Annotated in this window: 22 protein-coding genes; 12 read left to right on the top strand and 10 right to left on the bottom strand. The window is 61.7% G+C overall.

Annotated features, from left to right (window positions below):
• Nucleotides 1–239 precede the first annotated feature (239 nt).
• The 5 genes from FHK92_RS01155 (at nt 240) to FHK92_RS01135 (ending at nt 6,329) form a co-directional block, all read left to right on the top strand.
• Nucleotides 240–1,376 (top strand): HlyD family secretion protein, encoded by a 1,137-nt coding sequence (locus FHK92_RS01155; protein WP_445758189.1) that lies wholly within the window; start codon nt 240–242, stop codon nt 1,374–1,376.
• Nucleotides 1,376–2,845 (top strand): DHA2 family efflux MFS transporter permease subunit, encoded by a 1,470-nt coding sequence (locus FHK92_RS01150; protein WP_181286412.1) that lies wholly within the window; start codon nt 1,376–1,378, stop codon nt 2,843–2,845. The genes FHK92_RS01155 and FHK92_RS01150 overlap by 1 nt, the downstream gene beginning before the upstream one ends.
• A gap of 18 nt (nt 2,846–2,863) precedes the next feature.
• The gene (locus FHK92_RS01145; RefSeq protein ID WP_181286411.1) at nt 2,864–4,348 is read left to right on the top strand and encodes an efflux transporter outer membrane subunit; all 1,485 of its coding nucleotides are present in this window, start codon (nt 2,864–2,866) and stop codon (nt 4,346–4,348) included.
• Between the two features lie 22 nt (nt 4,349–4,370).
• Nucleotides 4,371–5,321, top strand: coding sequence for an aldo/keto reductase (locus FHK92_RS01140; RefSeq protein ID WP_181286410.1), 951 nt, complete (start codon nt 4,371–4,373; stop codon nt 5,319–5,321).
• A 72-nt stretch (nt 5,322–5,393) separates the two neighbouring features.
• Nucleotides 5,394–6,329: a LysR family transcriptional regulator gene (locus FHK92_RS01135; protein ID WP_181286409.1), complete on the top strand. Its 936-nt coding sequence runs from the start codon at nt 5,394–5,396 to the stop codon at nt 6,327–6,329.
• Between the two features lie 45 nt (nt 6,330–6,374).
• Here FHK92_RS01135 and FHK92_RS01130 read toward each other — a convergent pair whose 3' ends face one another.
• From FHK92_RS01130 to FHK92_RS01110, 5 genes are all read right to left on the bottom strand, one after another.
• The gene (locus FHK92_RS01130; RefSeq protein WP_181286408.1) at nt 6,375–6,626 is read right to left on the bottom strand and encodes a DUF2790 domain-containing protein; all 252 of its coding nucleotides are present in this window, start codon (nt 6,624–6,626) and stop codon (nt 6,375–6,377) included.
• 192 nt (nt 6,627–6,818) lie between these two features.
• Nucleotides 6,819–8,555: an OPT family oligopeptide transporter gene (locus tag FHK92_RS01125; RefSeq protein ID WP_181286407.1), complete on the bottom strand. Its 1,737-nt coding sequence runs from the start codon at nt 8,553–8,555 to the stop codon at nt 6,819–6,821.
• A 106-nt stretch (nt 8,556–8,661) separates the two neighbouring features.
• The gene (locus FHK92_RS01120) at nt 8,662–9,147 is read right to left on the bottom strand and encodes an ester cyclase (protein ID WP_375154591.1); all 486 of its coding nucleotides are present in this window, start codon (nt 9,145–9,147) and stop codon (nt 8,662–8,664) included.
• 62 nt (nt 9,148–9,209) lie between these two features.
• The gene (locus FHK92_RS01115) at nt 9,210–10,688 is read right to left on the bottom strand and encodes an APC family permease (protein WP_181286406.1); all 1,479 of its coding nucleotides are present in this window, start codon (nt 10,686–10,688) and stop codon (nt 9,210–9,212) included.
• 62 nt (nt 10,689–10,750) lie between these two features.
• The gene (locus tag FHK92_RS01110) at nt 10,751–12,244 is read right to left on the bottom strand and encodes an aldehyde dehydrogenase (protein ID WP_181286405.1); all 1,494 of its coding nucleotides are present in this window, start codon (nt 12,242–12,244) and stop codon (nt 10,751–10,753) included.
• A gap of 277 nt (nt 12,245–12,521) precedes the next feature.
• Between FHK92_RS01110 and FHK92_RS01105 the strand changes: the two genes are divergently transcribed.
• The 6 genes from FHK92_RS01105 to FHK92_RS01080 all read left to right on the top strand — a co-directional run bounded on the left by FHK92_RS01105 (nt 12,522) and on the right by FHK92_RS01080 (nt 17,797).
• Nucleotides 12,522–13,256: a FadR/GntR family transcriptional regulator gene (locus FHK92_RS01105; RefSeq protein WP_181286404.1), complete on the top strand. Its 735-nt coding sequence runs from the start codon at nt 12,522–12,524 to the stop codon at nt 13,254–13,256.
• Nucleotides 13,257–13,358: 102 nt separating this feature from the next.
• Complete coding sequence (locus FHK92_RS01100; protein WP_181286403.1) at nt 13,359–14,102, top strand: PDC sensor domain-containing protein; 744 nt, start codon at nt 13,359–13,361, stop codon at nt 14,100–14,102.
• A gap of 97 nt (nt 14,103–14,199) precedes the next feature.
• Complete coding sequence (locus FHK92_RS01095) at nt 14,200–14,970, top strand: substrate-binding periplasmic protein (protein WP_181286402.1); 771 nt, start codon at nt 14,200–14,202, stop codon at nt 14,968–14,970.
• A gap of 1 nt (nt 14,971) precedes the next feature.
• On the top strand, nt 14,972–16,318 hold the full coding sequence (locus FHK92_RS01090) for a diguanylate cyclase (protein ID WP_181286401.1): 1,347 nt from the start codon (nt 14,972–14,974) through the stop codon (nt 16,316–16,318).
• A gap of 25 nt (nt 16,319–16,343) precedes the next feature.
• Nucleotides 16,344–17,075 (top strand): substrate-binding periplasmic protein, encoded by a 732-nt coding sequence (locus FHK92_RS01085; protein ID WP_181286400.1) that lies wholly within the window; start codon nt 16,344–16,346, stop codon nt 17,073–17,075.
• 188 nt (nt 17,076–17,263) lie between these two features.
• On the top strand, nt 17,264–17,797 hold the full coding sequence (locus FHK92_RS01080; RefSeq protein ID WP_181286399.1) for a cupin: 534 nt from the start codon (nt 17,264–17,266) through the stop codon (nt 17,795–17,797).
• A 249-nt stretch (nt 17,798–18,046) separates the two neighbouring features.
• Here FHK92_RS01080 and FHK92_RS01075 read toward each other — a convergent pair whose 3' ends face one another.
• The 4 genes from FHK92_RS01075 to FHK92_RS01060 all read right to left on the bottom strand — a co-directional run bounded on the left by FHK92_RS01075 (nt 18,047) and on the right by FHK92_RS01060 (nt 22,826).
• The gene (locus FHK92_RS01075) at nt 18,047–19,699 is read right to left on the bottom strand and encodes a GMC family oxidoreductase (protein WP_181286398.1); all 1,653 of its coding nucleotides are present in this window, start codon (nt 19,697–19,699) and stop codon (nt 18,047–18,049) included.
• 68 nt (nt 19,700–19,767) lie between these two features.
• Nucleotides 19,768–20,652: a sugar phosphate isomerase/epimerase family protein gene (locus FHK92_RS01070; protein WP_181286397.1), complete on the bottom strand. Its 885-nt coding sequence runs from the start codon at nt 20,650–20,652 to the stop codon at nt 19,768–19,770.
• A gap of 111 nt (nt 20,653–20,763) precedes the next feature.
• Nucleotides 20,764–21,771, bottom strand: a complete 1,008-nt coding sequence (locus tag FHK92_RS01065; RefSeq protein WP_258232533.1) for a glycoside hydrolase family 3 N-terminal domain-containing protein — start codon at nt 21,769–21,771, stop codon at nt 20,764–20,766.
• Between the two features lie 20 nt (nt 21,772–21,791).
• Nucleotides 21,792–22,826 carry a glycoside hydrolase family 3 N-terminal domain-containing protein gene (locus FHK92_RS01060; RefSeq protein WP_181286395.1) on the bottom strand — a complete coding sequence of 345 codons (1,035 nt, stop codon included), beginning with the start codon at nt 22,824–22,826 and terminating at the stop codon, nt 21,792–21,794.
• A gap of 473 nt (nt 22,827–23,299) precedes the next feature.
• Here FHK92_RS01060 and FHK92_RS01055 point away from each other — a divergent pair, with 473 nt between their 5' ends.
• Entirely contained in the window at nt 23,300–24,166 is an 867-nt protein-coding gene (locus FHK92_RS01055; RefSeq protein ID WP_181286394.1) for a helix-turn-helix domain-containing protein, read from the top strand.
• A gap of 18 nt (nt 24,167–24,184) precedes the next feature.
• Here the strand turns inward: FHK92_RS01055 and FHK92_RS01050 are convergent, their stop codons facing one another.
• Nucleotides 24,185–25,249 (bottom strand): thiamine pyrophosphate-dependent enzyme, encoded by a 1,065-nt coding sequence (locus tag FHK92_RS01050; protein ID WP_181286393.1) that lies wholly within the window; start codon nt 25,247–25,249, stop codon nt 24,185–24,187.
• Nucleotides 25,250–25,491 lie beyond the last annotated feature (242 nt).

Raw genomic sequence — 25,491 nt, 5'->3', positions numbered from 1 at the left:
GCGTGAAGGTGATGTCGCTTATATTCTTACATCATCGCACAAAATTAAGGAACCAGAAATTCCTTGATCGCAGCCTTGTTGCAGCAGCGCTCGAATCGGGTCTGACGACGACGAAACAGCGGTACGGAGCGATCCTCCCCACCGCACATGGATGTGATGACTCACAGCTATCAATGACGTCGGGGCCGCGAGCGATTTCGCCAGGTCGGCCCCCTTTCCGGATCAAGGGTGCATCGATCATGACCAGGCAATTCGATCTTCCAGCCACACCCGGCAGCGCAACTCAGGCACCGAATCCGGTCGAGGCGTCGCCGAGAAAATCCTTCAGGCAAACACTGCGCCCCCTGCTTATGGCGGGCGTCCCCGCGCTTTTCGCCGCCATTGGCTATGGCCAATACATCGCCCAGGAACCGTTTGTCACCACCGACAACGCCTATGCTCGCGTGCCCAAGGCCTCAATCAACGCACGCATCTCCGGACAGGTCATCGAGATTGCCGTCGACGACAATCAACGGGTGACCAAGGGACAGGTGCTGTTTCGAATCGACCCCGCGCCCTACCAGATCGCCGTTGACCGGGCCGAAGCGCAACTGAGCACTGCTCGCCTGCGTATCGATGCGCTCAAGGCAAACTACCGTCAACAACAGGCCGAGCTGCAATCGGCGAAGGCGTCGGCTGACTATGACCAGAAGGAGCTGGCCCGCAAAAAAGCGCTGGTCGCCACCGAGTTTGTATCGCGGGCGCTCTACGAGCGTGCCGAAACGGACCTTAAAATATCCCGCCAACGCATCGCTTCCACCGAGCAACAGATCGCCGGCACCGTCGTCGCCCTCAATGGCGACCCGGACCTGGCCATCGACCGGCATCCGGCCGTGCGCGAGGCCAAGGCCCAGCTCGATGAGGCGCAACTCAACCTGTCCTATGCGACGGTAAGGGCCCCCGACGACGGCATCGTCGCCAAAGTCGACGACCTGCAGATCGGCAACTACGTCAACAACGGGACTCCCACGTTCGCGCTGATAGCCAATCGGGACGCCTGGATCGAAGCGAACTTTCGCGAGACGCAGCTGACGCATATGCGCCCCGGCCAAACCGCGACCATCACCCTGGATCTCTATCCGGACCGTCGATTCAAGGCGCACGTGGTCAGCATGAGCCCCGGAGCGGGTGCCGACTTCGCGCTGTTGCCACCCGAAAACGCCACCGGAAACTGGGTAAAAGTGGTGCAACGGATTCCGGTCCGTCTCGAGCTGGACGAGGCCAACCCTTCCCTGCCGCTGTTCTCCGGCACCAGCGCCACGGTCAAGGTCGACACCGGGCACCGTACGCCGTGGTGGCATCCGCTCAAATCGTTGTTTGCCGCGGGTGACGCCTGATGAACGCCAGCCAGATTGCTGACGCGCGCTCGTTGAGGTTCGCGGCCCTGCTCGTCACTTACCTTCAATCGGTGAACCTGCCGTTGCCGAATGCCGCATTGCGCCTGATCCAGGGCAGCCTTTCGATGACCGACGATCAGGCGGGCTGGATCTTTACGGCGTACCTGGCCGCCAGCGCCATCACTATGCCGGTCGCGCAGTGGTTGGCGGCCAGTTTTGGTCTCAAACGCGTCTATCAGACGGCGCTCGGGTTGTTCGCCCTCGGTTTGTGGCTCGGTACGCAGGCCGACACGCCGCTGGCGTTCGTCGGCGCGCGCCTGCTGCAAGGCTTGGCGAGCGGCGTATTGGCACCGTTGTCGATGGCGATTGCGCTCGACACCCTGCCCGCCGAAAAGCGCGCCGCGTTCGGGCCGAAATGGACGGCGCTGGTGCTCTTCGGCATCGTCAGCGGCCCTGCCATTGGCGGCTGGATCGCCGAGCATTTCGATTGGCGCCCGATGTTCTACCTTAGCCTGCCGCTGACGGCGTGGGTCTTCATGGTGGTGACATTGTTGCTGGCCGAGAAAAAAGCCGGGCAGCGTCCGCCCTTCGATTTCTTCGGTTTCGGCACCTTCACGTTGGGCCTGATCGCGCTGCAGATGCTGCTCGACCGTGGCGAACGCCTGGACTGGTTCGACTCCCCGGAAATCTGGGTCGAAGCGCTCGCCAGCGCGCTCGGCCTGTACCTGTTCGTCGTCCATGTGCTGACCGCCCGGGTGCATTACCTGAGCAAAGGCTTGTTCCGCGACCGCAACTTCATGCTCTCGACCGTGATGTTCTTCGCCCTCGGGTTCGTGTTGCTGTCGACCATGGCGCTGACCTCACCGATGCTCGACGAGATCCTCGGCTACCCGCCGGACACGACAGGCGTGCTCACCGTCCCGCGCGGCATCGCGCTGGTGGGCGCGTTCTTGCTGATGGGACGTGCACCCGCCTGGATCGATGCGCGAGCGTTTATCGCCATTGGCATTGCCCTGGTGGCCTACGCCAATTGGTTGATGCTCGGCTATTCGCCGCTGATGGATTGGGTGCCCGTCACGGTCACCGGGTTCATCCAGGGCATCGGCCTCGGCATCTTGATGCCCGCGCTGAGCAAGGTCGCCTTCAGCACTCTCGATCCGACATTGCGCCCGGAGGCCACTGGCCTGTTCAACCTGATGCGCGTCTATGGCAGCACGCTTGGCGTAGCCGTGGTGCAGACGTTCTTCTTCAACAACACCCAGGCCATGCATGCCGCGCTGGCCAGCGGTTTGGCGCCCTATCGCGTGGCGTTGCCGACGTCGCTGCCGGCGCTCGAAGGCCTCAACCACCTGGTGACCCATCAGGCCGCGTTCGTCGCCGTGATGGGCCAATTCAAGATCCTGTTGGTGGCGATGCTTGTCGTGAGCCCGCTGGTCCTTCTGCTACGCAAACCTGTCCCGGCGAACTGATAAATGTGGAGTCTGGAAATGAAATGGTTCATGCGCTTCACCCGCTCCACCTTGACTACCGCAACCATCGGGGCCTCCGCACTGGCGATGCTGGCCGTGCTGTCCGCCTGTACGGTTGGTCCGGATTTCATGCGTCCCGATACCCGCGCGTCGGCGCATTACGACCAACAGGCCGAACAGCCAGCGACAACGCCTGGCGCCCAGCGTTTCGACATGGGCAAGCGTCTCGATGGCGATTGGTGGACGGCCCTTCGTTCGCCAAAGCTTGATCAACTGATGCGCCGGGTCGTCGAAGGCAATCTCGAGCTGGTCGCCGCTGATGCGACTATTCGCCAGGCCACTGCGCTTGTCGCAGCCTCTGAAGGCGCGCTGTATCCGCAGGTGGCTCTGGTCGCCCAGGCCGGACGCCAGCGTACCCACAACGGGCCGCAGCCGAGCGTGTCGAATTTCTATTCGATTGGGCCACGGGTAACCTTTGACCTCGACATATTCGGTGGCAACAAGCGGGCGGTTGAAGGGCAACAGGCATTGGCCGATCTGCAAAAGCATCGGTTTGAAGCCGCCTATCTCACCCTCACCGGTGAGGTGGCCAGGCAGGCGCTGTTGCTGGCGTCGGCCAATGCGCAGATGACTGCGGTTGAGCACCTCCTGGCGATCGACGGGAAGAACCTCGACCTGGCACGGATCGCCCAGCGCAATGGCACCCTTACGCGGGTCGACGTCTCGCTGGCCGAGACCCGGCTGGCCCAGGACCGCACGCAGCTGCCGCCCCTCGCCCAACAGCGCGATGCGGCGCGGCACGCATTGTCGGTCCTGGCTGGCAAAGGCCCGGCGGACTGGATCGCGCCGGATTTTGCCTTGGACGAGTTTGTCCTGCCTTCGGCCATTCCCGTCAGCCTGCCCTCGGAAATGGCCCGCGCTCGACCGGACATCCTGCAAGCCGAATCCGAACTGCGCATCGCCAGCGCGGCCGTGGGCGTCGCAACCGCCAATCTGTACCCCCGCGTGGAATTGTCCGCCTCGCTGGCGCAAGCCGCGTCCGGCAATGGCGGCGCCGCGCTGTGGGGCTTCGCCGCCGGGCTGAGCGCGCCGCTCTTCAACGGGGGCACGCTCAAGGCTGAACGCCAGGCCTCGGCCGACGGCTACGACGCCGCCCTCGCCCGCTATCGCCAGACGGTCATTCAATCGTTCGGCCAGATCGCGGACACCTTGCAAGCCATCAACCATGGCGCCGAACAAAACGAGGCCCAGGACGACGCCTTGCGTGCCGCCGAAACCAGCTTGCGCCTGAACCAGCAAGCCTACGCACAGGGCGAAAACAGCCTCCTGCAAGTGCTCGAAGCCGAACGCGCCTATGAGCAAGCCCTGCTTGGCCAGATCCGCGTGAAGACCGCACGCCATCTCGACTCGGTGCAGTTGTTCGTGGCGCTGGGCGGCAACTCCGTCGGGGTGTTCGAACAGGCATTTGCCGAACGAGCAACCCATCAACCTAAACCGCTGTAGTGCGCGACACCGGAGCAATGAAATGACCTACGAAGCTTTCCACGATGAACTCATCACCACCCGAATTCCCTTGAACAACGGCGCGGGCGCCATGCCCGCCGTGGGTTTCGGCACCTTGATGCGCGACCTGGCCACCACCACCGAGGCGGTCAGATGCGCATTGCAGACCGGGTTCCGCCACTTCGACTGCGCTGAGCGCTATCGCAACGAAGAAAAGATCGGCGTGGCCTTTCACGAGGTGCTGGCTGCCGGCACTGTTCGTCGCGAAGACCTGTTCGTCACCACCAAGCTGTGGAACACCAATCACCGTCCGGAGCGTGTCAAACCGGCCTTCGAAGCGAGCCTTCAACGCCTGCAGGTCGACTACATCGATTGCTACCTGATCCATACGCCGTTCGCGTTCCAGCCCGGTGATGATCAAGATCCACGGGATGTCTACGGGCACGTCATCTACGACCGCGAAATCACCTTGCTCGATACATGGCGGGCCCTGGAAAGCCTGGTGGACGAAGGCCGTTGCAAGTCGATCGGTTTGTCGGATATCACTCTGGATGCCTTGAAGACGATTGTCGCGGCCGCGCGGATCAAACCGTCCGTCGTGCAGATCGAATCGCACCCGTACCTGCCGGAATGGGAAATGCTGGAGTTCTGCCGACAACACGGGATCATCCTGCTGGCCTTCGCACCGCTTGGGCACGGCATGGAACCGAACGTGCTCGAGGAACCGGTGATCACCGGCATCGCCCGCCGCGTACAAAAGACCCCGGCGCAAGTGGCCCTGGCTTGGGCCGTGCAGCGCGGCACCGCGTTCCTGACCACCTCGGCCACGCCAAGCCATATCCGGGAAAACTTCGACCTGGCGACACTGCCACACCGGGCGATGCATGAAATCAAGGAAGAGATCACCACGCGGGTTCGATTCAACTCCGTGGTTGAAACCGGCGTACCTGGGTTCATCCCGCGTAAACCGTGACACGCACAAACGGGGCGCTTCCGGCCAGGGGCGCCCCTATACTCTCACCAGCCTGAGCCCCGGGACGACACGATGGACGTTTTCCAGAGCATGCGTTTTTTCATCGCCGTAGCCCAAAGCGGCAGTTTCACCGCTGCCGCCGAGCTATTGGACACCAACACCACCAACGTCTCCAAAGCCGTCTCCGCCCTGGAAGCGCGCTTGCACACGCGCCTGATCAACCGCACCACGCGCCGCCTCGCCCTCACCGAGGCCGGTGTACGTTACCTGGAACGCTGTGAAAAGATCCTCGATGACGTGCGCGAAGCCGACGACGAAGCCGCGGTGGCCCAGACGCGGCCCACCGGTCGTTTGAAGGTCCATGCCATGTCGGCCATCGGCAACCACTACGTCATCGATGCCATCGCTCGATACCAGCAAACGTACCCTTCGGTGATGTTCGACCTGACCTTGACCAACCGCGTCCCCGATTTGCTGGAAGAAGGCTACGACATGTCCATCGTGCTGGCGCGTGACCTGCCGGACTCCGGTTTTGTCGCCCAGCGCCTGGGCATCACCTATAGCATTCTCTGTGCTTCGCCGGCCTATCTGCAAAAGCATGGTTGTCCGCAGACACCTACGGCGCTCGGCGAACATGCGTGCCTGCGCATCGTCAATACGGTCATGCCAGCTGAACATTGGGTGTTTGAAGGTCCGCAAGGCGTGGAAACCATCACCGTGCCTGTTTCACCCTTCCACATCAATACGGCCGACGGCATGACCATCGCGATCAAGAAAGGCATGGGGATCGGCATTCAGCCGATAGCGTCGGCGGTGAGCGGCCTGGAGTCGGGCACGTTGACAAGGGTGTTGCCGGAGTACCGGCTGGAGGAGTTGAACCTGTTCGCGATCTATCCGTCGCGCAAGTTCGTCGATGCGAAAATCAGGACGTGGGTGGCGTTCCTCAAACAAACGATCCCGGACATGCTCGCAGCGGATGAACGGATCGCGGGCGCGAAAATCGCCTGAGCGTCACAGCGCTGGAGTGTCGACCCTCCATCGCCTGTGTCGGACTCAATTGGAGCAGCCAGTGCCCATCGTCTGATACTGCAGGACATGCCGCTCGCCATGGGAATCTTCATAGGTCATCCGGACCGGCACCGGTGCGCATTCATTTGCCGGTTCGGTGATCGAAATGACGTGCTGGATGTCGAGCTTCGTCGAATAGTCGTAGGTCTCGACCGCAGGGTCCTGACTCGTCTGCGCATAGGCATGGGCACCCAAGCCGCCAAGCAGCAGAACCAACGCAATTTTCTTCATGTTCATGGTAGTCACCGTCAAGTTGAGTGGACCGCATCAGCCTGATTGCTGGCGGCCTGGAGACGATGATATGAACTGCGCCACGGGCTAAAAATGGAGCGCCGGGACAAACACTGTTGCCGGAATTCACATGAATAGGCGTCGCGCCCGACTGGACGCTGCCGGGCCTTCGGTGGACATGAGCGGCGTTTGCCGCGCTCAGAGATTCCCGAGCATTTCCCACAACGACGCCCCCACCCCGGTGATGCTCTCCCCGGCGATCAACCCGGCCGCAGCGGTGATCGCAAAGCGTTCGGTGAGGCTCGGCCAGCGGCAGCTCACCAGCCAGGTGAGCACGGCGCCGAGGGCCATCATCAGCGACACCGAGGCCGGCAGGACAAACGCCAGGCCCAACGCCGCTGTGCTCGGCAGGTAGCGGGCGCGATGGGCCGGCAGGAGGCTGTCGAGAATGCCCAGCAGCAAGCCGGCGAAACCACCGATGAAGATCGCCCAGCGGATGCTCGCCGACAACGAGTCCAGGCCATGGGTCAGGGTTTGCGCCACGGCCTTCCAAGTAGCGACCGCCGGGGCCGGCCATTCTTCGGTGAGCAGCATGGTTTGCGGGTCGGGGATCAGCGCCAGGTAAGCGAGCACGCCGACGATACTGCCGATGAAAATCCCCAGCGTCTGGGCCAGCAATTGCTTGCGCGGCGTCGCGCCGATCGCCCGGCCGACCTTGAAATCATTCATCAAGTCCGTGCATTGCCCGGCCGAACCACCGGCGGTATTGGCGCTCATCAGGTTGATCGGCACCTGCCCCGGCGCGACGATGCCGAAGCTCAACTGGGACAATTGCCCGATGGCGCCGATGGGTGGAATGCCCGTGGCGCCGACCACCCGAGCCGCCACCGCCGCCAGGCAGATCGCCAAGGGAATGGTCAGCAACGCCATCCACGGATTGATGCCAAACAACATCGCTTGCAGGCTGACCACCAGGACGATCGCCAGCAAAAACCCAACGGCGGGCCCGGCCTTGGGAATCGCCCAGGTTGTCCCGCCGCTGGCCCTGGTGGATGCGTGCAGGGCCCACAGGCGAATCGCCAGGGAAGCCAGGGTCGAGCAGACCATCAGGCTCACGCCGGGCCACAGCAGCCACTCCACCAGCACGGCGAATTGCGGGCCGTTGCTGCCGGGCGGTAACTGCACCAGGCCATTTACCAACAGCCACGGCGCCAACCCGCCCCACGCCAACAGCGCGCCGAGCAACAGGGTCAGGCCGACACGGATGCCGATGATGCCGCCAAACCCCACCAGCAACAGCGAAGGATCAGCGGTGAAGGTCAGCCGCTCCAACTGGGCGCTCGGGGACCAGCGTGGAATGGCCCAGACGAAACTGTCGACCCACTTGGCCAACCCGGACAGCAGCGTCGCGCCAAGCAACACCTTCAGGCGCGTCGCCGCTTCGTGGCCATGGTTGTAGATATGCAGCAGGGTTTCCAGGGTCGCCATGCCCTCGGGAAACCTCAGGGCCTTGTCGTTGAGCAACGAGGGCCGCAGGTACCAGGCGATCCAGATGCCGAGGAAGCTCACTGAAAACACCCACGCGACCATCGGCAACGCGTCGAGCTGCTGGCCGGTGAGCAAGGTGTACGCCGGGATCGGCGCCACCAAACCGCCAGAAATGATCGACGCCGCGGCGGACGCCACGGTCTGGTTGATGTTGCTTTCGTGCAGGGTCCAGGGCAACCCGACCGCCGAGCGCTTGGCCAGGCCTTGCCAGACCCCGTAGCCGACCAGCAAGGCAATGATCGACATGTTGAACGACCAGCCGATCTTCAATCCCGCATAGACATTGGAGGGCGTCAGGAGGATACCGAGCACGATCCCCGTGATGACCGCACGCGGACTGAACTCACGCTCCACAGGGCGCGCGTGGGAGGTCGAGGTTTGATCCATGCGAATTCCTTATCGGCAAAAACAGCGTGCTCACCTGAGGTGACGACCTAACAAGTGAGCGCTGTATTGACGGAAGGTTCATCCAAAGGGCAACCCCGACATCGCGTTACCAACCCAACTGCTTGTTGAAACCAAGGGCGTCGTAATAGTCGTGCTGGGTGAGGATCTTGCCATCCTTGAGCCGGATGAAACTGACGCCCTTGAAGCTCAAGGGGCGTCCCGTGGCCGGGGTTTCAGTGCTCCATGGCCCGGTATTGTTACCTATGAATTCCCATTCGAAGGCAATCCCTTCGCCATTCAGGATCGGCTCGCCGAGCATTTTCCACTGCAGGTCCGGCACCGCCTGCATAAACACCTCGACCACCTGGCTCCTGGCATTTTCACGACCCACCTGAGGCACGCCCACCGAGGCGTCGAGAAATTCGACATCCGGGGCGAAGTACTGCGCTGCCGCTTGTGCGTCGTGGGCATTCCAGGCCTTCATATAGCCGTGGATGATATCCAGCGTCTGTTCCTGGCCAGCCGCCAGGACGCCATGACTGGCGAGAATCAGAAGCAGGCCAAGCAGCATTGATTGGATTCGAGAGGTCATAACGTCCAGCCTTTTCGAAGAAGTGTTGCCTGCCGTGGAAAGCGGCAGGCGTTCTTGTGCGTCTAGCGTGACTTCCAGGCATCCGAAGCCGGCGCCGTGCCCTTCTCATAGGGACGGAACAGCGCCATGTAGACGAGGCCCGCGAGAATCACGATGGCGCCCACCAGCACGATGCCGTAATTCACGTACCAGGGCGCATCGGGCGTGCGTGGCCAGGACATGTTGATGATGGCGAACACGCCGTAGCAAAGGGCGGCGATGTTCACGATCCAGCCCCAGCGGCCCAAGGTGAATTGGCCCTGGGGTTTCCAACCACGCAAACGGGCATACAGCACGCCGCTGACAATCATCTGGAACGCCAGATAAATACCGATGGCGGCAAAGCTGACCACCATCGCGACGGCGTTCTGCAGGTAAAAGCCAACGCACACGATGATCGCCGGCAGCACGCCACAGACCAGCAATGCCGCCGTCGGCACGTGGGTCTTGGGCGAGAGTTTTTTCAGCGTCGCGCTGCCCATGAGCATTTCGTCCCGGGCATAGGCGTAGAGCAGACGGCTGGCCGAAGCCTGCAGGCTCAGCACGCAGGAAACGAACGAGACGGTGATCACGCCCATGACCACCCGGGACATCACCGGGCCGAACGCCGCGCCGAAGATCGTCGACATCGGGTCCTTGTCCTGCCCGGAGATCACCGCGGCGATATCAGGCACGGCGAGGATCAAGGCGAGCGCCGCGAAGATCGAGGCGGCGCCGCCGATCCAGATGGTCATGCGCATCGCCTTGGGCACCTGGCGGCTGGGGTTCGGTGTTTCCTCGGCGACATCGCCACAAGCTTCGAAACCGTAATAGAGGAACATCCCCGCCAGGGACGCCGCGAGGAACGCCGGCCAGTAGGCCCCGTCGATGGAAATATCAAACGTATCGAACAGCACGCTCAAAGGCTGGTGACGCTCGAAGATCAACAGGTAGCCGCCAATCACCAGGGCACCGACCAATTCGCAGAGAAAACCGAACATCGCCACCCGCGCCAGCAGCTTGGTACCGCTGAGGTTCAAGACTGTCGCGGCGGCGGTCAGCGCCAGCGCCACCAAGGTGTTGGTGACCGGCGAGGATTCGAAACCCAGCAGGCTGGCGATATAGGGTCCGGCCCCCAGCGCGACCGCCGCGATGGTGACACACAGCGAGATCGCGTAGATCCATCCGACCATCCACGCCCACTTCTTGCCCACCAGGCGCCGAGCCCACGGGTAGACACCACCGGAAATCGGGTACTGGGAAACCACTTCGCAAAAAATCAGGCACACCAGCATCTGGCCGAACCCCACCAACAGGTAGGACCAGAACATCGGCGGCCCGCCGGCGGCTAGGCACAAACCGAACAAGGTGTAGACGCCGACCACCGGCGACAGATAGGTAAAGCCGAGGGCAAAGTTCTGCCACAGGCTCATGCTGCGTTCGAAATTCGAGGTGTACCCCAGCGCACGGAGTTGCTCCGCGTCCTGGTCCACTGCCACCGAGGAATTCATCGAGCTGTTCATTTCACCATCCTTCAGCAGGAAAATTGTAGTTATAAGCGTCGAACAGGCAGCGCTCGCACGGCTCAGAGTTGTATCCAGGTGGCCTTGATCTCGGTGTATTTATCAAAGGCATGCAGTGACTTGTCGCGGCCATTGCCGGACTGCTTGTAGCCACCGAACGGCGCCATCATGTCGCCGCCGTCATACAGGTTGACCCAGACACTCCCGGCCCGCAGCGCCCGCGCGATGTTGTGGGCACGGGACAGGTCCGCCGTCCAGACAGCGGCCGCCAGCCCGTAAGGCGTGTCATTGGCGATACGCACCGCCTCCTCGGCATCGTCGAATTCGATTACCGAAAGAACAGGCCCGAAGATCTCCTCCCGGGCGATTTTCATTCCATTGCTGACGTTGTCGAACAGCGTCGGCTCGACGTAGCTGCCACCGCTGTCCTCCAACGCCACGCGCCCGCCCAGCAATAACCGCGCGCCCTCCTCCTGCCCGCCCTGGATACGCTGCAGCACTCCTTCCAGATGACGGCTGTCCACCAACGCGCCGACGTTGGTATCGGGATCGAGCGGATGCCCCGGCTTCCACGCCTTCAGCGCCTCGATGACCATCGGCACGAACCGCGCCTTGATGGACGCTTGGACCAGTAAACGTGAGCCGGCGGTGCAGACCTCACCCTGATTGAAGGCAATCGCGGCAGCCGCCGCTTCGGCAGCAACCTGCAAATCAGGCGCGTCGGCGAACACGATGTTCGGGCTTTTCCCACCGGCCTCGAGCCAGACCCGCTTCATGTTTGATTCGCCCGCGTAGACCAGAAGCTGCTTCGCCACCTGGGTAGAACCGGTGAACGCCAGGGTGTCGACGTCACGGTGCAGGGCCAGCGCCTTGCCGACGGTGCCGCCATAACCCGGCAGCACGTTGAGCACACCCGCCGGCAAACCCGCCTCCAGGGCCAACTGGGCGATACGGACGGCGGTCAGCGGCGAGCGCTCCGAGGGCTTCAGGATGACCGAGTTGCCGGTCGCCAGCGCCGGTCCCAATTTCCAGGACGCCATCATCAACGGGAAATTCCACGGCACGATGACCGCCACCACGCCAACCGGTTCGCGGGTCACCAGACCAAGCTGATCAGGCGCCGTAGCGGCGACCTCATCGTAGATCTTGTCGATGGCCTCGCCGCACCAGCGGATGCTGTCGATGGAACCGGGCAGGTCCACCGCCAGCGCATCGCTGATCGGTTTGCCCATATCCAGGGTTTCCAGCAACGCCAATTCCTCGGAATGGGCCTCCAGAAGATCGGCAAAACGCAACATCACCGCCTTGCGCTTCGCCGGTGCCTGGCGCGACCAGACGCCCGAATCGAAGGCCGATCGAGCGCTGGAGACCGCCAGGTCGGCGTCTGCGCCATCGCAACTGGCAACCGCGCCCAACAAACGCCCATCAATCGGACTGATGCAGTCAAAGGTCGCCCCCGAACGGGCCGGCACATAGTGCCCGTCGATGAAGGCTCGCCCTTCGATGTCCAGCGCGTTGGCTCGGGTTTCCCACTCTGCTCGGCTCATGTGACTCATGGTGAAGGGTGCTCCTGGGTTCGGTGATACGATCTGGGCTCGCTTAAACATATGGAACCATATCTTTTAAACCCTGAGAACCCCCGTCGATAGGAATACGGGCATGATTCTTTGACTTGCACTGCCTCCAATCCCTAGAATCTCCAAGCGGTCGAGGGACGAAAACCGTTAAAAAGCTGAAGTAGAATTTTTAAGAACACACGGAACCGTTCGCGCTTGACGCCACATCGGACTCTTGCCAAAGGTGTCAATGACCCCGTTTATGAATGAATCGACCATGAGCCCCACATCGAGCCTCATACGCGTCAACCAGGAAGGGAAAACGGAATCCGTCACCCGCCGCCTGATTGAAATGATCGACCTCGGGCTGCTCGTCGAGGGCGAGCAACTGCCCAGCGAAAATAGCCTGTCCACCCAGCTCGGAGTCGCCACCGTCACGCTGCGTGACGCCCTGGCGGCGTTGCGCGAACGCGGGGTGATCGAAACCCGGCGCGGTCGCAACGGCGGGAGTTTCATCTGCGCCGCGCCGGCGACTTCGGATGAGACGCTGTTCGATCAATTGCGGGAAATCAGCACTCTGCAATTGCGCGACCTCGCCGATGAACATTGCGCGATTTCAGGCGCCGCCGCTCGGTTGGCGGCCCAGCGCGCCGGGCCGGAGCAGCATGCGCGGTTGGACGGCTTCATCGATGCCTTGGCAAACGCCAAAGAGCGTCGTGAGCGGCGGCGCGCCGATGCCCGGTTTCATATCGAGATCGCCGTGGCGGCGCAGTCCGTGCGCCTGACCCACAGCGAGGCGCGCTTGCAGGCCGAACTTGGCGAGCTGCTATGGCTGCCGTTCGCCGGCCAGCCGGATCCCCAAGCCATTGAACGCGATCATCGGGCTATCCTCGAAGCCATCATCGCCAACGACAGCAACCTGGCCGGCGCCCTTGCCGAAGCCCATGTGGCGCGCGGCATCCGCCGCCTGAGCAGCGTGCGGTTGCAACAAATGGCGCAGGACGCCGGATGACTGGAACAGAACTTGCTGAACGAATGACTCGCCCTGCAGCTCGACGCCCAGCCCGCGTCGCCTGCCTCCCGCAGCATACCCTCCGAGTCATGAGGTAGAGCCATGGCCAATGAAATGTCGGCACACGAACTGACCCAATGCGCAGCGCTGATCAACGCTTCGATTAGTAACGTATTCAAAGGCCTTGAGGCGCTGGGCGCCCAGGTATCGAGCATTTGGGAACAGCAACGGTGCAAGGCGAAGCAACCCGACCAGGGCGATCTCAAGCCGCTGCTGGCGGTGGTGCGACAGATCCTCGACTCCGAAAGCCTCAAGTTCCATGGCGCAGGCGTGGTCTTTGCGCCGGGCGAGTTGAAGGATTGCGAGATGCACCTGCAATGGTGGTGTCGCACCCAGAAAGAAGCGATACAGCCGCTGAAGCTGAATCTCAATAGCCGCAGCGATCGTTTCTACGACTACTTGCACATGCCGTGGTACACCCGTCCCCAGCAAACCCGTCGGCCGTCCATCGAAGGGCCTTTTGTCGACTTGTATGGCACCGAGCAGTACATCGTGGCGTTTTCGCTGCCGATCTTCTTCGATGATCGCTTCATCGGCGTCGCCGCTGCGGATATTTCCCTGCATTCCCTGGAGCCGCTGCTGGTGCGCAGCCTCATGCGGATCAGCAATGAAGCGCTGCTGCTCAACGCCGAGGGCCGGGTGCTCGCCGCCAACACATCAAGCTGGCTGGCCGGCGACTTGATCCGGGACTCGCTGAACCAGGACAAGGAACACAGCCGCGTGTTGAGCCTGATTGATACGTCCTCCTATTGGAGCGTGGTGGAACGGCCCGCCCCACGAATTTGACCATGGCCCTCAAGCAGCCCCTGGCCCAGCCGATAACCTCAGTGACGAAGGCCTCCAGGCCTCGCCAGGCTCTGCTGGTTGCATAGGGTAATGATCAATGGCTTCGCAGCTTAACCGCTTACTGATGTTCGGCGTCCTGATGCTCCTGGTTGCAGGAGGATCGGCGTTGGCCATCGCGGCAGAGCCGCCGCTGCGCATCGTCACCGAAGAATTGCCGCCCTACAACATGACGCAGGACGGGCGCGTGACCGGCATGAGCACCGAGGTGGTCGAGGCCGTGCTCAAGGAAGTCGGCATGACAGCATCGATCCAGCCCATGCCCTGGGCACGTGCCTACGAACTGGCACTCAATGAAAGCAACGTCCTGATTTATTCGATCGTGCGCACGCCTGAGCGTGAATCGCTGTTCCAGTGGATCGGCGCCATCGCTCCGACCAAGTGGTACATCTACTCGCTGGCCGACCGGCCGGTGAAACTCAATTCCCTGGCCGATGCCCATGGGCACCAGATCGCCACCGTCAACCAGGACGTGGGCGAGCAATTCCTGGTCTCGAAGGGCTTTCGCATCGGCGAAGAACTGCAGTCCAGCACCAAATACGAACACAACTACCGCAAGCTCAAGGTCGATCATGTCGAGCTGTGGATTTCCAACGAACTCAACGCGCTGTACCTGACCCGCCAGAATGGCGAGGACCCGGACAAAGTCCTGATCCAGTCGCTGCCCCTGCCCGAACTCAGCAGCGCCGACGGTCTGAACATGGCGTTCAGCCGCAAGACACCGCCGCAGACCGTGGAAAAATTCCGCGCCGGCCTGGAGGCCATTCGTCGCAACGGCGTCTACGATGCCATCGCGCGCAAGTGGTTGTGAAATGGACGGCAGATTCCGCCCGACTCCGTCTCTGCAACCACAGGCCAAGGCCCTCAGCTCGCTCGGGCGGAGGCTGGTGCTTGCGACCTTGTTGTTCTGCCTGCTGTTCACCCTCGCCATGGTGACGTGGCGAACCTGGCTGGCGTGGGAGAACAACCTGGCGGAAATGAACTCCGAACTGGGGCTGATCGACCAGGTGTTCCGGGACACTTTGGCCCATGCCATCTGGGAAATGGACCGCGAATCCCTGGACAAGCAACTCACCAGTGTCGCGAGCGCCGCGCCGGTCGGACGCGTGGTGCTGAACATCCTGCGGCCCGGCCGCTCACCGGAAATCATCGAACTCAATCGCTACGCCTCCGGTGCCGCATCGGGTACGGCGCCGGTGCTGCATCGTGAGCTGGTCGCCGAACCCTACCTGGGCGCCCATGAAAAAGTCGGCGAGCTGACCATCGAAGGCGACAACCGACTCCTGTGGGAGCGCCTGTGGGGTGAAGCGCGCAGCATTGTCATTACCCAGATCATCCAATCCATGCTGCTGGCCGGGTTGGTGATGACCATGTTCAATCGCCTGGTGACCATTCATGTGGTGCACATCGCCCGGCATCTGGGCGCGCTCGCGCCGCAGACGCTCCAGCGTCACCTCAAGCTGCAGCGCTCGGTCAATCGCCAGGATGAACTGAGCCTGCTGGAATCCCAGGTCAACGAGCTGCAGGACAACCTCCGCGCCCACCTGGAGCGCCAGCGCACGGACGAACTGGCGATTGCCGCCAGCCGCGACCAATTGGTGGAGCTGGTCGAGGCGCGTACCGCAGAGCTCAAGGCCGCCAACGACGCCCTTGAAACCTTGTCGCGCCACGATGCCTTGACGGGTTTGGCCAACCGTCGTCATTTCGACGAGTTGAAGGAAGTTGAATTCAACCGCGCCATCCGCCACCGGACGCCCCTGGCCCTGCTCATGTGCGACGTGGATTTCTTCAAGATCTACAACGACACCTATGGCCACGTGAACGGCGACCAATGCCTGCAACAGATCGCCGACACCCTGCGTGAGGTGTATGGGCGCTCCGGCGAATTGACCGCGCGGATTGGTGGCGAGGAGTTCGTCGTGGTGCTGCCCAACGTGGACACGCAGCAGGCCTGCGATGCGGCCCAACGGCTGCGCGCCGCACTGGCGGAACGCCAATTGCCCCACAGCGGCTCATCGGTCTCCCCTTTCGTCACCTTGAGCATCGGCGTCGCCCAACTGGACCCCGAAGCCATGGACCATTTCGATCAACTGATGCAACGCGCCGACCAGGCGCTGTACCGAGCCAAGCACCAGGGACGCAACCGCGTTTCCCTCTGAACACAACGCCAGCCCCGAGGTTTGTATGCGCCATCTGATGCTCTATGCGTTCGTATTGCTGGCCTTGGTCACCGTCAAAAGCCAGGCCGATACCATCGAAGTCGTCACCGAAGACTCGCTGTATGCCTACCTGCTCGACGACAAACTGGTCGGCCCCGGCATTCACATTACCTCCGACACCTTGAAAAACGCCGACCTCGGCGATTTCCACATGACCTTGTACCCCTGGGCACGGGCCTACGAAATGGCCCTGCGCGAGCCCAACGTACTGATTTTCCCCCTCGACCGCACGCCAGCCCGGGAGCAACTGTTCAAATGGGTCGGTGAAATCCATCGCTCCACCAGCCGGCTCTACAAACTGCGAGACGCCGAGCCCATCACCATCGGTAATCTCGAAGAGGCCAAGCAGTACAGCATCGGTGTGGTGCGCAACGACGCCAAGCAGATCTACCTGCAGGATCGCGGCTTCAAGAGATTGGTCGTGTCGGCGGACAACCACGATAACTTTCAGAAGCTGCTCAATCATCAGGTCCAACTGGTGCCGATGCCCGAGAACACCGCCCGCCTGATGAGCCAGGATGCCCAGATGGATTTCAACCTGCTGGAGGAAGTCTATTCACTGGATGAACAACCCCACCGGGTCTACCTGGCGTTCAGCCTGAACACGCCGGACGAAACCGTCGCCAAGGCCCAGCGCGCCTTCGAGCAACTCAAGGCTTCGGGCGAGGTGGAGCGCATCATGAAGGAAAAACGCTGACGGGCGACAGCGGTCAGCGGCGTTGAACTCTGCTATCGAAAACCCGTCCAGACCTTCACATGCCAGTGGGAGCGAGCCTGCTCGCGAAGACGTCGGCCCATTCGACATCGACGGGCGCTGACACACCGATTTCGCGAGCAGGCTCGCTCCCACTGGCCGGGTTTTGCTACCTGCGGTGGAGACTTTCGATGAGCGCGCTGAACACAATGCCGGATGCCTTGCAGACCCTGATGCTGGAGCGTAACGACTGGGTCCCCAACAACCCGCGCCTGCCCGTGATCATTTATCGGAATGCGATGACCAGCCAGGCAGGCGACCTGGCCACCCGCATCGAAGAGGTCTTTCGCGCCAACGGCTGGCCGCCGCAATGGCGCTACGGGATCTACGACTTTCACCACTACCACACCCAGGGCCACGAAGCCCTGGGCGTCGCCAGCGGCCAGGCACGCCTGATGCTCGGCGGGCCCGATGGGCAAGTCCTCGAGGTCAAGGCCGGCGATGTATTGTTGCTGCCCGTCGGCACCGGACATTGCAACCTGGGCTCCAGCGACGATTTCCTGGTGGTCGGGGCCTACCCGCCCGGCCAGGAGGCCGACATCCGCCGCGAGGCGCCGAACGAGGCGCAACTGGCGGCCATCGACACGCTGCCGTTTCCTGATCGGGATCCGGTGCTAGGCAGCGAGGGTGGCGTTACTCGGTACTGGAAAAAACGCCCCTCCTAGCCGCCCCCCCTCGTGGCATGGCGCTTGCTGCTCTGGAACAAGGCTCGGAAATCGGCCTTTATCTGAGCAGAAACGACCCAACCGGGGACACAAGCCATGCACAGTGTGTTTTATGCAACAGGTCAATTGGCCAGGATCCGGACCCAGCCTGTCGCTTCGACGATCAGGCCAACCGGAGCAATGGCTCTCACGTCGCAAGAGAAAGTCTTCGGCGCGATCCTGCTGGTGACCTTTGGCACTTGTTGCGCCTTATGGTTGATGGGCGGCCAGGCGTGAGACACCGTACACCGCAGAATCCGCGTTCCACCGCGACTGCTGCTGACCATTGCTGATCAGATCGGCGGCCTTCTCGCCGATCATGATGCACACTGCGTTGGGGTTGCCGGAAATCAAGGTCGGCATGATCGACGCGTCGGCTACGCGCAGCCCTTCGAGGCCATGCACCTTGAGTTCCGGCGTCACGACGGCCAACTCATCGCTGCCCATTCGGCAAGTCCCGCTTGGATGCAGCGCGGCATGGGCCTGCTCTTGGCAAAAGGTCTTCATGGCTTCCCGGGACCTGATCGAGACGTGCGGTACATGACGCCGGGCAAGGTAGGGTTTGAAGGCGGCCTGCCCCATGATCTCCTCGCCAATCAGGCAGCCTTCCACCAGGCTCTCGATGTCATAAGGGTCGGCAAAATAATTGGGCACGATGCGTGGAGGCGCCATCGGGTCCGACGAATGCAGTTCGACGTATCCGCGGGACTTCGGACGGACCTGCCCCAGGTTCAAGGTACAGCCATTGCCCCCCGGCACCGCGTCGACGCCCTCTTCGATGCCCGCGCCCACGACCATGAAATACTGGATATCCGGCGTGGCCGCAGCCTTGTCTCCCCACCAGAAAGCACCGCCCTCGATCAGGTTGGACGCTGCCGGACCTTGCCTGAAAAGCGCATATTGCAGGCCGGCGGCCAACTTCCAATGGGGCTTTTTATACTTGTCGTAGCTGTGGGGCCCGGTCAGCTCATAGACCAGCGATATTTCGATATGGTCCTGGAGGTTGCGGCCGACACCGGGCAAGTCCTTCACGACCTTGATACCGTGCTTTCTCAGTTGTTCGGCGGGTCCGATGCCCGACAACATCAATAACCGTGGCGAGTTGATCGCTCCTGCCGACAGCACGACTTCCTTTTCCGCATACAGGACCTTGCGGGCACCGTTCTCGACGTACTCGACTCCCGTGGCCTTGTTGCCTTGGGTCAAGATACGGGTCACCCGGCAGCCCGTTTTCACCGTCAAGTTCTTGCGTGACCTGGCGGGCGCGAGGTAAGCCACCGCGGCACTGCTGCGAAAACCGTTCCTGGCGGTGATCTGGTACAGCCCGCAACCTTCGGGCCGGCCGCGATTGAAGTCTTCGTTGTAAGGCAAGCCATACTGCTGGCAGGCGCGCAGCCACACTTTCGTCAGGGGATGGACGTTGATGGGATCGGACACACCCAACGGCCCTCCCACACCGTGCGCGTCATTGCAGAAGCGCTCGTTGTCCTCGGCTTTCTTGAAGTAAGGCAAGACCTCGTCGTAGGACCAGCCCGTCGCGCCCTGCTCAACCCAACCGTCATAGTCGGCCGGGACGCCGCGGATGTAGATCATCGCATTGACCGAACTGCCACCGCCCAGCACGCTGGCCTGGACCATGGTCGGGGTTTCGGCGCGGCGTTGGTCCTCGGTCGGTTCCCAGGGGTATCGCTTGAGCAACGGGCCTTGGGCGGTCTTGTAATAGGCGCCGGGGATATGGATATAGGGGTTGCGATCACGAGGGCCCTCTTCGAACAGGACCACCGATACAGCAGCGTCTTCGCTGAGCCTTGATGCCACCGTGCAGCCTGTCGAGCCGCCTCCGATCACGATGAAGTCCGCCATGATGACTGAGCCTCTTATTGTTGAAGTGCAAATGGATGTGCCGAGGTTTGAGAGGGCCCCGCACCGCCTTATCGTTCGATCAATCGACTCATGAGCGCCTTCAAATCCCTTGCGACCTCATAACTGTCTTGCTGCTGTTGCTTCTTGCAGAACAACTCGCAACTCCACCAGCCGTCATAACCAGTGGCCTTGACCGCCGCCGTCCATTCAGTCAAGTCCAGTACCCCACTGCCCGTCGGTACATCCCGCAGCAGATCTTCATTGGCGATACCGCCATCAAACGGCAGTGAGTCGCACACGTGAACGCCGTAGATCAGATCCTTGTTCATGCGCGAAAGCGCCTGCGGCGTTACGCCGGAGGTAAAACAGTGCCAGTAATCAATCACCATCCTGACGTTGTCGCGCTCGGTGCGGTCAATCAGCGCCAGTTGGTGTTCCAGTGTGTTCAGCGGCGTCCAGGACAGCGCCTCGAGATAGAGCAGCACGCCGTATTGCTCGGCCAGGTCGGCCAATGACGCGAGATTGCTGGCGGTCAACCTGAGTTGATCGGGCTCGTCGCGCCCCAGCAGACCAGCGTAACGCGTGGTCGCACCGTGCTTGCGATAGTCGAGCACCGCTTGAACATCGATGGGCCCGGTAAGGACCTGGACCCCCTTGGCACCGACCATTTGGGCCAGCTGGAACAGCCGCTCCGCCTCCTTCAATAAATCCTTGCGTTCGGCGCCTTGACGCTCGATATCCCGCAGGTAACCGATGCCGGTGACCGGGATGTCCATCAGCAAGGCTTTGAGTTCCTGCTCGGAATATCCGGCGTGCAGACAGGCTTCCAATTTGCCGCTGAAGATTTCCAATGCATCGAAACCGACGGCCTTGGCGATGTCGACATCGATCGCCAGCGTTGAATGTTTCGCGACTGTGGAATGCAAGACCAGGCCATTTTTTTTAAAGTTCATAGAGGCTCCTACCGTGAATTCCAGTCTATCGAGACGGGGCCACGGTGGTTATTTCGCAGTCGTGGAAATAGCGGCGCAACCTGACGCAGCCACTGCGTCAGGTCTCGCATTTCAGCGGTTGACGGGCTCAGCCAGGCGATTGGCCAGGGCCGCGACAGCCTTCGCAGCCGCTTCCAGCCTTTGCAGGGCCAAGGTTCCCTGATTGACTGCCGCAATGATCGCGCGAACGACCTGATCGACCTCGGGCATCGCCTTGGCCGAGATCAGCAGCAGGTCCGCCCCTGCATTGAGTGCCGCAACGGCCACCTCTCCCAGTGATAAATTGCCGATCACGGAGCGGTGATCCAGGTCGATGGTCATGACCAATCCGTTGAAGCCCAGCTCCTGGCGCAGGAGCCCGATCAATTGCGGCGAAACAGAAGCGGGAAGCGGCGGCTCGCAGGCCGCGAAGACAGCCGGGCCCATCATGACGGCATCGGCGCCGGCCTCCACCCCGGCTTGGAACACGGGCCAATAGGCACGAAGCTGATCCATGGATTGCGTGATCACGGCCTCTTCCGTCGAGGGTTGGCGCAGCAATACGGGATGGCCGGGAAAATGCTTCAACGTACTGGCCATCCCCGCTCGCCGCACACCGCGAACATAGGCACCCACCATGGCGGCGGCCTGTCCCACATCATTGGAGAGCGTGCGCCCCTGCAGCCAGACATTCCTGCCCGTCACCACATCGGCCGTAGGCGACAGGAGCAGGTTCACACCGGCAGTCCGTATGGCCGTCGCAACGTGGTAGCAGGCTTGCTCAAGCTCGCCATCCGCCATGCTTCTCGCCCGTTCGGGCTCCGGCAGCGCGGGCGCTACGCCTTGCAAGCGGTGCACGGCGGAGATATCGGCATCCGCCGCGAGCAACAACGGCCCCGCCAGCTCGGTTGCGCTGTCAGTGAAGCGTTGCCAGGCCTCGAGGGTTTCGCATTGCAGGCGAGCGGCACTCATCCTGCCGCTGACATATTCCTCCGCCGTTTCGCCAAACAGCAGGCTGCGCCCACCACTGCCGAGAAACCGACGCACCTCATCATTCATCTGCACGTCGAGCAGAACCGGAAACAGCACGCTGTAAGCCATGGACTCGATTGAATGCATGATCACCCCCGGTTCGTGTTGTATGAGTCGTGATTGGCGGCGGCCAACTCGCGGACCCTGGCTGCGGCGTCCAGCAACAGCTGACGATCAAGGCGACCGTCTTGAACAGCCGTCACGATTGCTCCAGCGATGGCGTCCAGCCCCGACTCGCTGGAGACCAACAACAGGTGCGCCCCGGCCGCCAGCGAGGCGACGGCGGTGTCCGTGATGGCGTTGCCCCGGAGAATGGACACCGCATCAAGGTCATCGGAGATGATCAGGCCTTCGAACCCGAGGGTGTCACGCAACATCGAGATGACTTTCGGCGATGTCGAGGCGGAATGTTCAGGATCGATCGCCGGGAACACCGCAGGCCCTGGCATCACCGCTTTCACGCCCGTCGCGATCACGTCCTTGAACACGCCAATGTTGTCCTGCAGCAATGCCAGCGGTCCGGGAACGGTAGCGAGTGCGACGGCCGGATCCTGCTCGGTGACGTAGTGACCGGGAAAATGCTTCGCGGTGGCAACGACGCCCGCGCGCTGGACCCCACGAATAAACGCGCAACTGACCCGACTGACTTCTTTCGGGTCAGCGCCCAGATGCCTGTCTTGCAGCCAGGGATTGGCACCGGTGACCACATCGACAATCGGCGCCAGGAACAGATTGACGCCCAAGCCGCGCGCCACGCTGGCCATCTTGAAGCACCGGCGCTCTATTTCTTCACTCGCGAGGCCGTTGAGCGCTTCCCGGGAGGCGACTGGCGGAACCAACTGGTGAAGACGCTCGATGCCGCCCAGCTCCTGATCCACCGCGACCAACACCGGGGCACCGGCCAGCGTCACCGCTTGCCGGATGACATTGACGACAGTCCCCTGGTTTTCCACGCGCTTGCGCGAGGGGCTCATCTGCCTCCTGACGTACTCCTCGCGGGTTTCCCCAAGCAGGATCGATACACCGCCGCGACTGAGGAAACGGCATACGTTTTCATCCAGTATCAGATCTCCAAACGCTGGAAGCAGGACCGAATAGGCCGCTTTGTGCAGTTCGCTTGACATCGCTTTTCCTTGACCTGTGATTGAGCGCAGTGCTCAGGTTGCGCAGAGTGGATGAGGGTTTAACGCCTAATCACTCACAAACGAGCAGTTAATATCGAGAACAAATGCTCGATGATGCTCATTCTACGGATGAGAAGCCCTCCGTTACACTTCGCACCCGGTCGATACATGACGCGAACTGAAGCACCGAAAGACGACACGACGGATCAATGAGGCTGTTACCGGACCAACCGACCTGTTACCGCTGGGGCGGCAAGTAACTCTCTTCAGGGCGAAGCGGGACGGACAGTTCGAAACAATCGCGAGTGGGCGCACGGCACAGAATATGCTTGAGCTTCAAATGATTTGATCGACCCGACCCGATCGGAGGCCGGCGGTTTTCTGGCATGCGGATATAACCGCCCGATAACCTCCCCGGTTGCATTAAGGTTGTGAGATCGAAACAGCAAATCCCCCCTGGAGACCGCACCACCATGCCATTGACTGCTGCCAACTCGCACCCGGAGCGGCAACAGGTTCGCAGTGAGCTACAGGCGAACGTGCAGAAAAACCTGAGTACCCTGGTGGAGTCCTGCCGCTCGGTTGCCGACATGTGCCGCAAGGTCGATGTCAATCGACAACAATTCAACAAATACCTGGTGGGCCAGCACGTTCCGTCGCAGAAGATCCTGCAGAAGATCAGCCGTTACTTCATGCTCGAAGCCGAAGACCTTTTCCGCCCACCCGCCGAATTCAAGAAGCTGTATGAAGGTTACGAAAACGAACTGCCGACGGACCTGCGTGCCTCGGCCCAATTCAATCACTTCCTGCCGTTGGCCAAGCAGTCGGCGGATTTGCTCGAAGACTATCTGGGCGTCTATTACCGCTATCACAACTCATCCATCTACAAAGGCAGGATCCTGCGTTCGGTGACGTGCCTGTATCGGGCCGACTCGATGGTCCAATACGTCACGGTCGAACGTTTCCCCTTGCTCGACGGCAGCGGCAAGGTGGGTTACTCGTTTACTTATCATGGTTTTTGCCTGCTGCTCGGCGACCGCCTGTTCATGGTGGATTTCGAGGGCAAGCAGCGGAACGAAATGACGTTTTCGATCCTCACGCCACAGCATCGCCGACCCATCCGTTTTCTTTTCGGATTGGTCACGGGCGTGGCTTCGTCCTCATTCCGCCAGCCCTTCTCCACCCGGATGGCATTGGGTCTCGTCGACAAGGGGATGATCCGCAAACATCATTTGCGCAACGCGACGGCCTTGCTTCCCAGCGATCAGTCCCTGCCGCTGGAGGTGCGTGAATACATGACGGGCGATAACGCCTCCATCGTCTGGGGAGGCCAGGACTAAGCTCGTTGAAGCGTCTCTTCAAAGGCTCGGCGAGCCAGTCTCGCAGACCACCTCAACCAGGGACGGTCCGTTGCTGTTCAACGCCTTGGTAAAGGCTGGAACGAGCTGCGACGCGTGCTCGACTCGCCAGGCGTCCAGTCCCAGGAGCCTGGCGATACCGGAAAAGTCAGGTGAGTACGGTTTGCCGTCCGGCAGGCTGAAGGCTCCACTGCGGTACCGGTCCAACGGGATCTGTTCGTCGTTCGATGGCGCCTGGCTGTTGTCACTGAATACAAGAAAGACCACCGGAATGCTATGCATCATGCAAACCGCCAACTCCTGCATCGATTGAAGAAAGTCACCCGCCCCAACCACGCACACCACCTGACGTGCCGGCACGGCGAGCTTTGCGCCAATGGCCGCCGGCACCGCCCAGCCCAGCACAGGCTCGTTCGCACTCCACAGGCTCATGACACGATCAAAGGGGAACATATTCCTGGCCATCGCCTGGACGGCCCTGGCACCGACCATCACCGTGGCATTCGTTTCCATATCCGACGTCGAAACGGGCCGCAGCCCTTCGTGGGACGCGCGCAACGTCGCAGGCGCCGGGCTGGATTCAGCCAAGGCATTCTGGACAGCGGCCGGTATATCCAGGCTGACTGGCCCGACGCCAGCGCCACACAGTGAGTTGAAGGCATGGCGCAGGGTTTGCGCAAGCTGATCGACGGAGGTGACGCGCCGGTGTTCTCTGAAGGTCCTGGTCGCTGGCCGATAACCATCATCCTGGGTGCCGTTGCCACCACTGATCAGCAACATGGCCGATGAATCCGCCAGCGCAACCGCCGCGGCCTCCAGCGCTTTGGAGATCCCCAGCGGCACCGGCAGCAGGACTGCCATGGGCCGGCCGCAAGCGCGGAAATAGCCGTCCGCCAAATGGACCGCGTTGTGTCCCTGCATGACTTGAATGAACGGAATCTCGGTGCCTGTCGCCAGCAGCGATTGCACCAGCGCCCCGCCCCGCTCACCCGGAATTCCGGCCACATAACCGACACCGTTCACTTTCAACGCCTTGGCAATAATCTGCGCACCCGTGAGTTTCACAGCACACTCCCGTCGAACCGGCGCGGCATCACCGCTGCACCTCGCCTCGCAATTACCCCTGAGTATTGGCCTGGAGCCGACACGGCTCAATTTCGCAACCACCGCAAAATAGACGCACGTTGACGCAGGGAAGCCCGCGCCTGGTGACTGTCAGCAAGCAAGGTCCGCGTCCGTTGCGCTGCGCCGGTCAGGTCACTTTGATGCGTCAGAGTGCGTCGCTTTTCGGGTGGCTGCGAAATTGA

It is taken from the genome of Pseudomonas brassicacearum subsp. neoaurantiaca (genome assembly GCF_013608025.1).
In the GTDB taxonomy this organism is placed as follows: Bacteria; Pseudomonadota; Gammaproteobacteria; order Pseudomonadales; family Pseudomonadaceae; genus Aquipseudomonas.
Note: the sequence above shows the minus strand (reverse complement) of the source record. Positions and strands in the feature narration are given on the sequence as shown.

Bases quoted from the DNA above. Each gene is read 5' to 3' on its own strand.
- FHK92_RS01125 (WP_181286407.1), bottom strand. From the start codon at position 8,555: ATGGATCAAACCTCGACCTCCCACGCGCGCCCTGTGGAGCGTGAGTTC.
- FHK92_RS01110 (WP_181286405.1), bottom strand. From the start codon at position 12,244: ATGAGTCACATGAGCCGAGCAGAGTGGGAAACCCGAGCCAACGCGCTG.
- FHK92_RS01130 (WP_181286408.1), bottom strand. From the start codon at position 6,626: ATGAACATGAAGAAAATTGCGTTGGTTCTGCTGCTTGGCGGCTTGGGT.
- FHK92_RS01100 (WP_181286403.1), top strand. From the start codon at position 13,359: ATGGCCAATGAAATGTCGGCACACGAACTGACCCAATGCGCAGCGCTG.
- FHK92_RS01075 (WP_181286398.1), bottom strand. From the start codon at position 19,699: ATGGCGGACTTCATCGTGATCGGAGGCGGCTCGACAGGCTGCACGGTG.
- FHK92_RS01115 (WP_181286406.1), bottom strand. From the start codon at position 10,688: ATGAACAGCTCGATGAATTCCTCGGTGGCAGTGGACCAGGACGCGGAG.
- FHK92_RS01145 (WP_181286411.1), top strand. From the start codon at position 2,864: ATGAAATGGTTCATGCGCTTCACCCGCTCCACCTTGACTACCGCAACC.
- FHK92_RS01105 (WP_181286404.1), top strand. From the start codon at position 12,522: ATGAGCCCCACATCGAGCCTCATACGCGTCAACCAGGAAGGGAAAACG.
- FHK92_RS01120 (WP_375154591.1), bottom strand. From the start codon at position 9,147: ATGACCTCTCGAATCCAATCAATGCTGCTTGGCCTGCTTCTGATTCTC.
- FHK92_RS01060 (WP_181286395.1), bottom strand. From the start codon at position 22,826: ATGTCAAGCGAACTGCACAAAGCGGCCTATTCGGTCCTGCTTCCAGCG.
- FHK92_RS01080 (WP_181286399.1), top strand. From the start codon at position 17,264: ATGAGCGCGCTGAACACAATGCCGGATGCCTTGCAGACCCTGATGCTG.
- FHK92_RS01155 (WP_445758189.1), top strand. From the start codon at position 240: ATGACCAGGCAATTCGATCTTCCAGCCACACCCGGCAGCGCAACTCAG.
- FHK92_RS01140 (WP_181286410.1), top strand. From the start codon at position 4,371: ATGACCTACGAAGCTTTCCACGATGAACTCATCACCACCCGAATTCCC.
- FHK92_RS01070 (WP_181286397.1), bottom strand. From the start codon at position 20,652: ATGAACTTTAAAAAAAATGGCCTGGTCTTGCATTCCACAGTCGCGAAA.
- FHK92_RS01055 (WP_181286394.1), top strand. From the start codon at position 23,300: ATGCCATTGACTGCTGCCAACTCGCACCCGGAGCGGCAACAGGTTCGC.
- FHK92_RS01095 (WP_181286402.1), top strand. From the start codon at position 14,200: ATGGCTTCGCAGCTTAACCGCTTACTGATGTTCGGCGTCCTGATGCTC.
- FHK92_RS01135 (WP_181286409.1), top strand. From the start codon at position 5,394: ATGGACGTTTTCCAGAGCATGCGTTTTTTCATCGCCGTAGCCCAAAGC.
- FHK92_RS01090 (WP_181286401.1), top strand. From the start codon at position 14,972: ATGGACGGCAGATTCCGCCCGACTCCGTCTCTGCAACCACAGGCCAAG.
- FHK92_RS01150 (WP_181286412.1), top strand. From the start codon at position 1,376: ATGAACGCCAGCCAGATTGCTGACGCGCGCTCGTTGAGGTTCGCGGCC.
- FHK92_RS01085 (WP_181286400.1), top strand. From the start codon at position 16,344: ATGCGCCATCTGATGCTCTATGCGTTCGTATTGCTGGCCTTGGTCACC.
- FHK92_RS01065 (WP_258232533.1), bottom strand. From the start codon at position 21,771: ATGGCTTACAGCGTGCTGTTTCCGGTTCTGCTCGACGTGCAGATGAAT.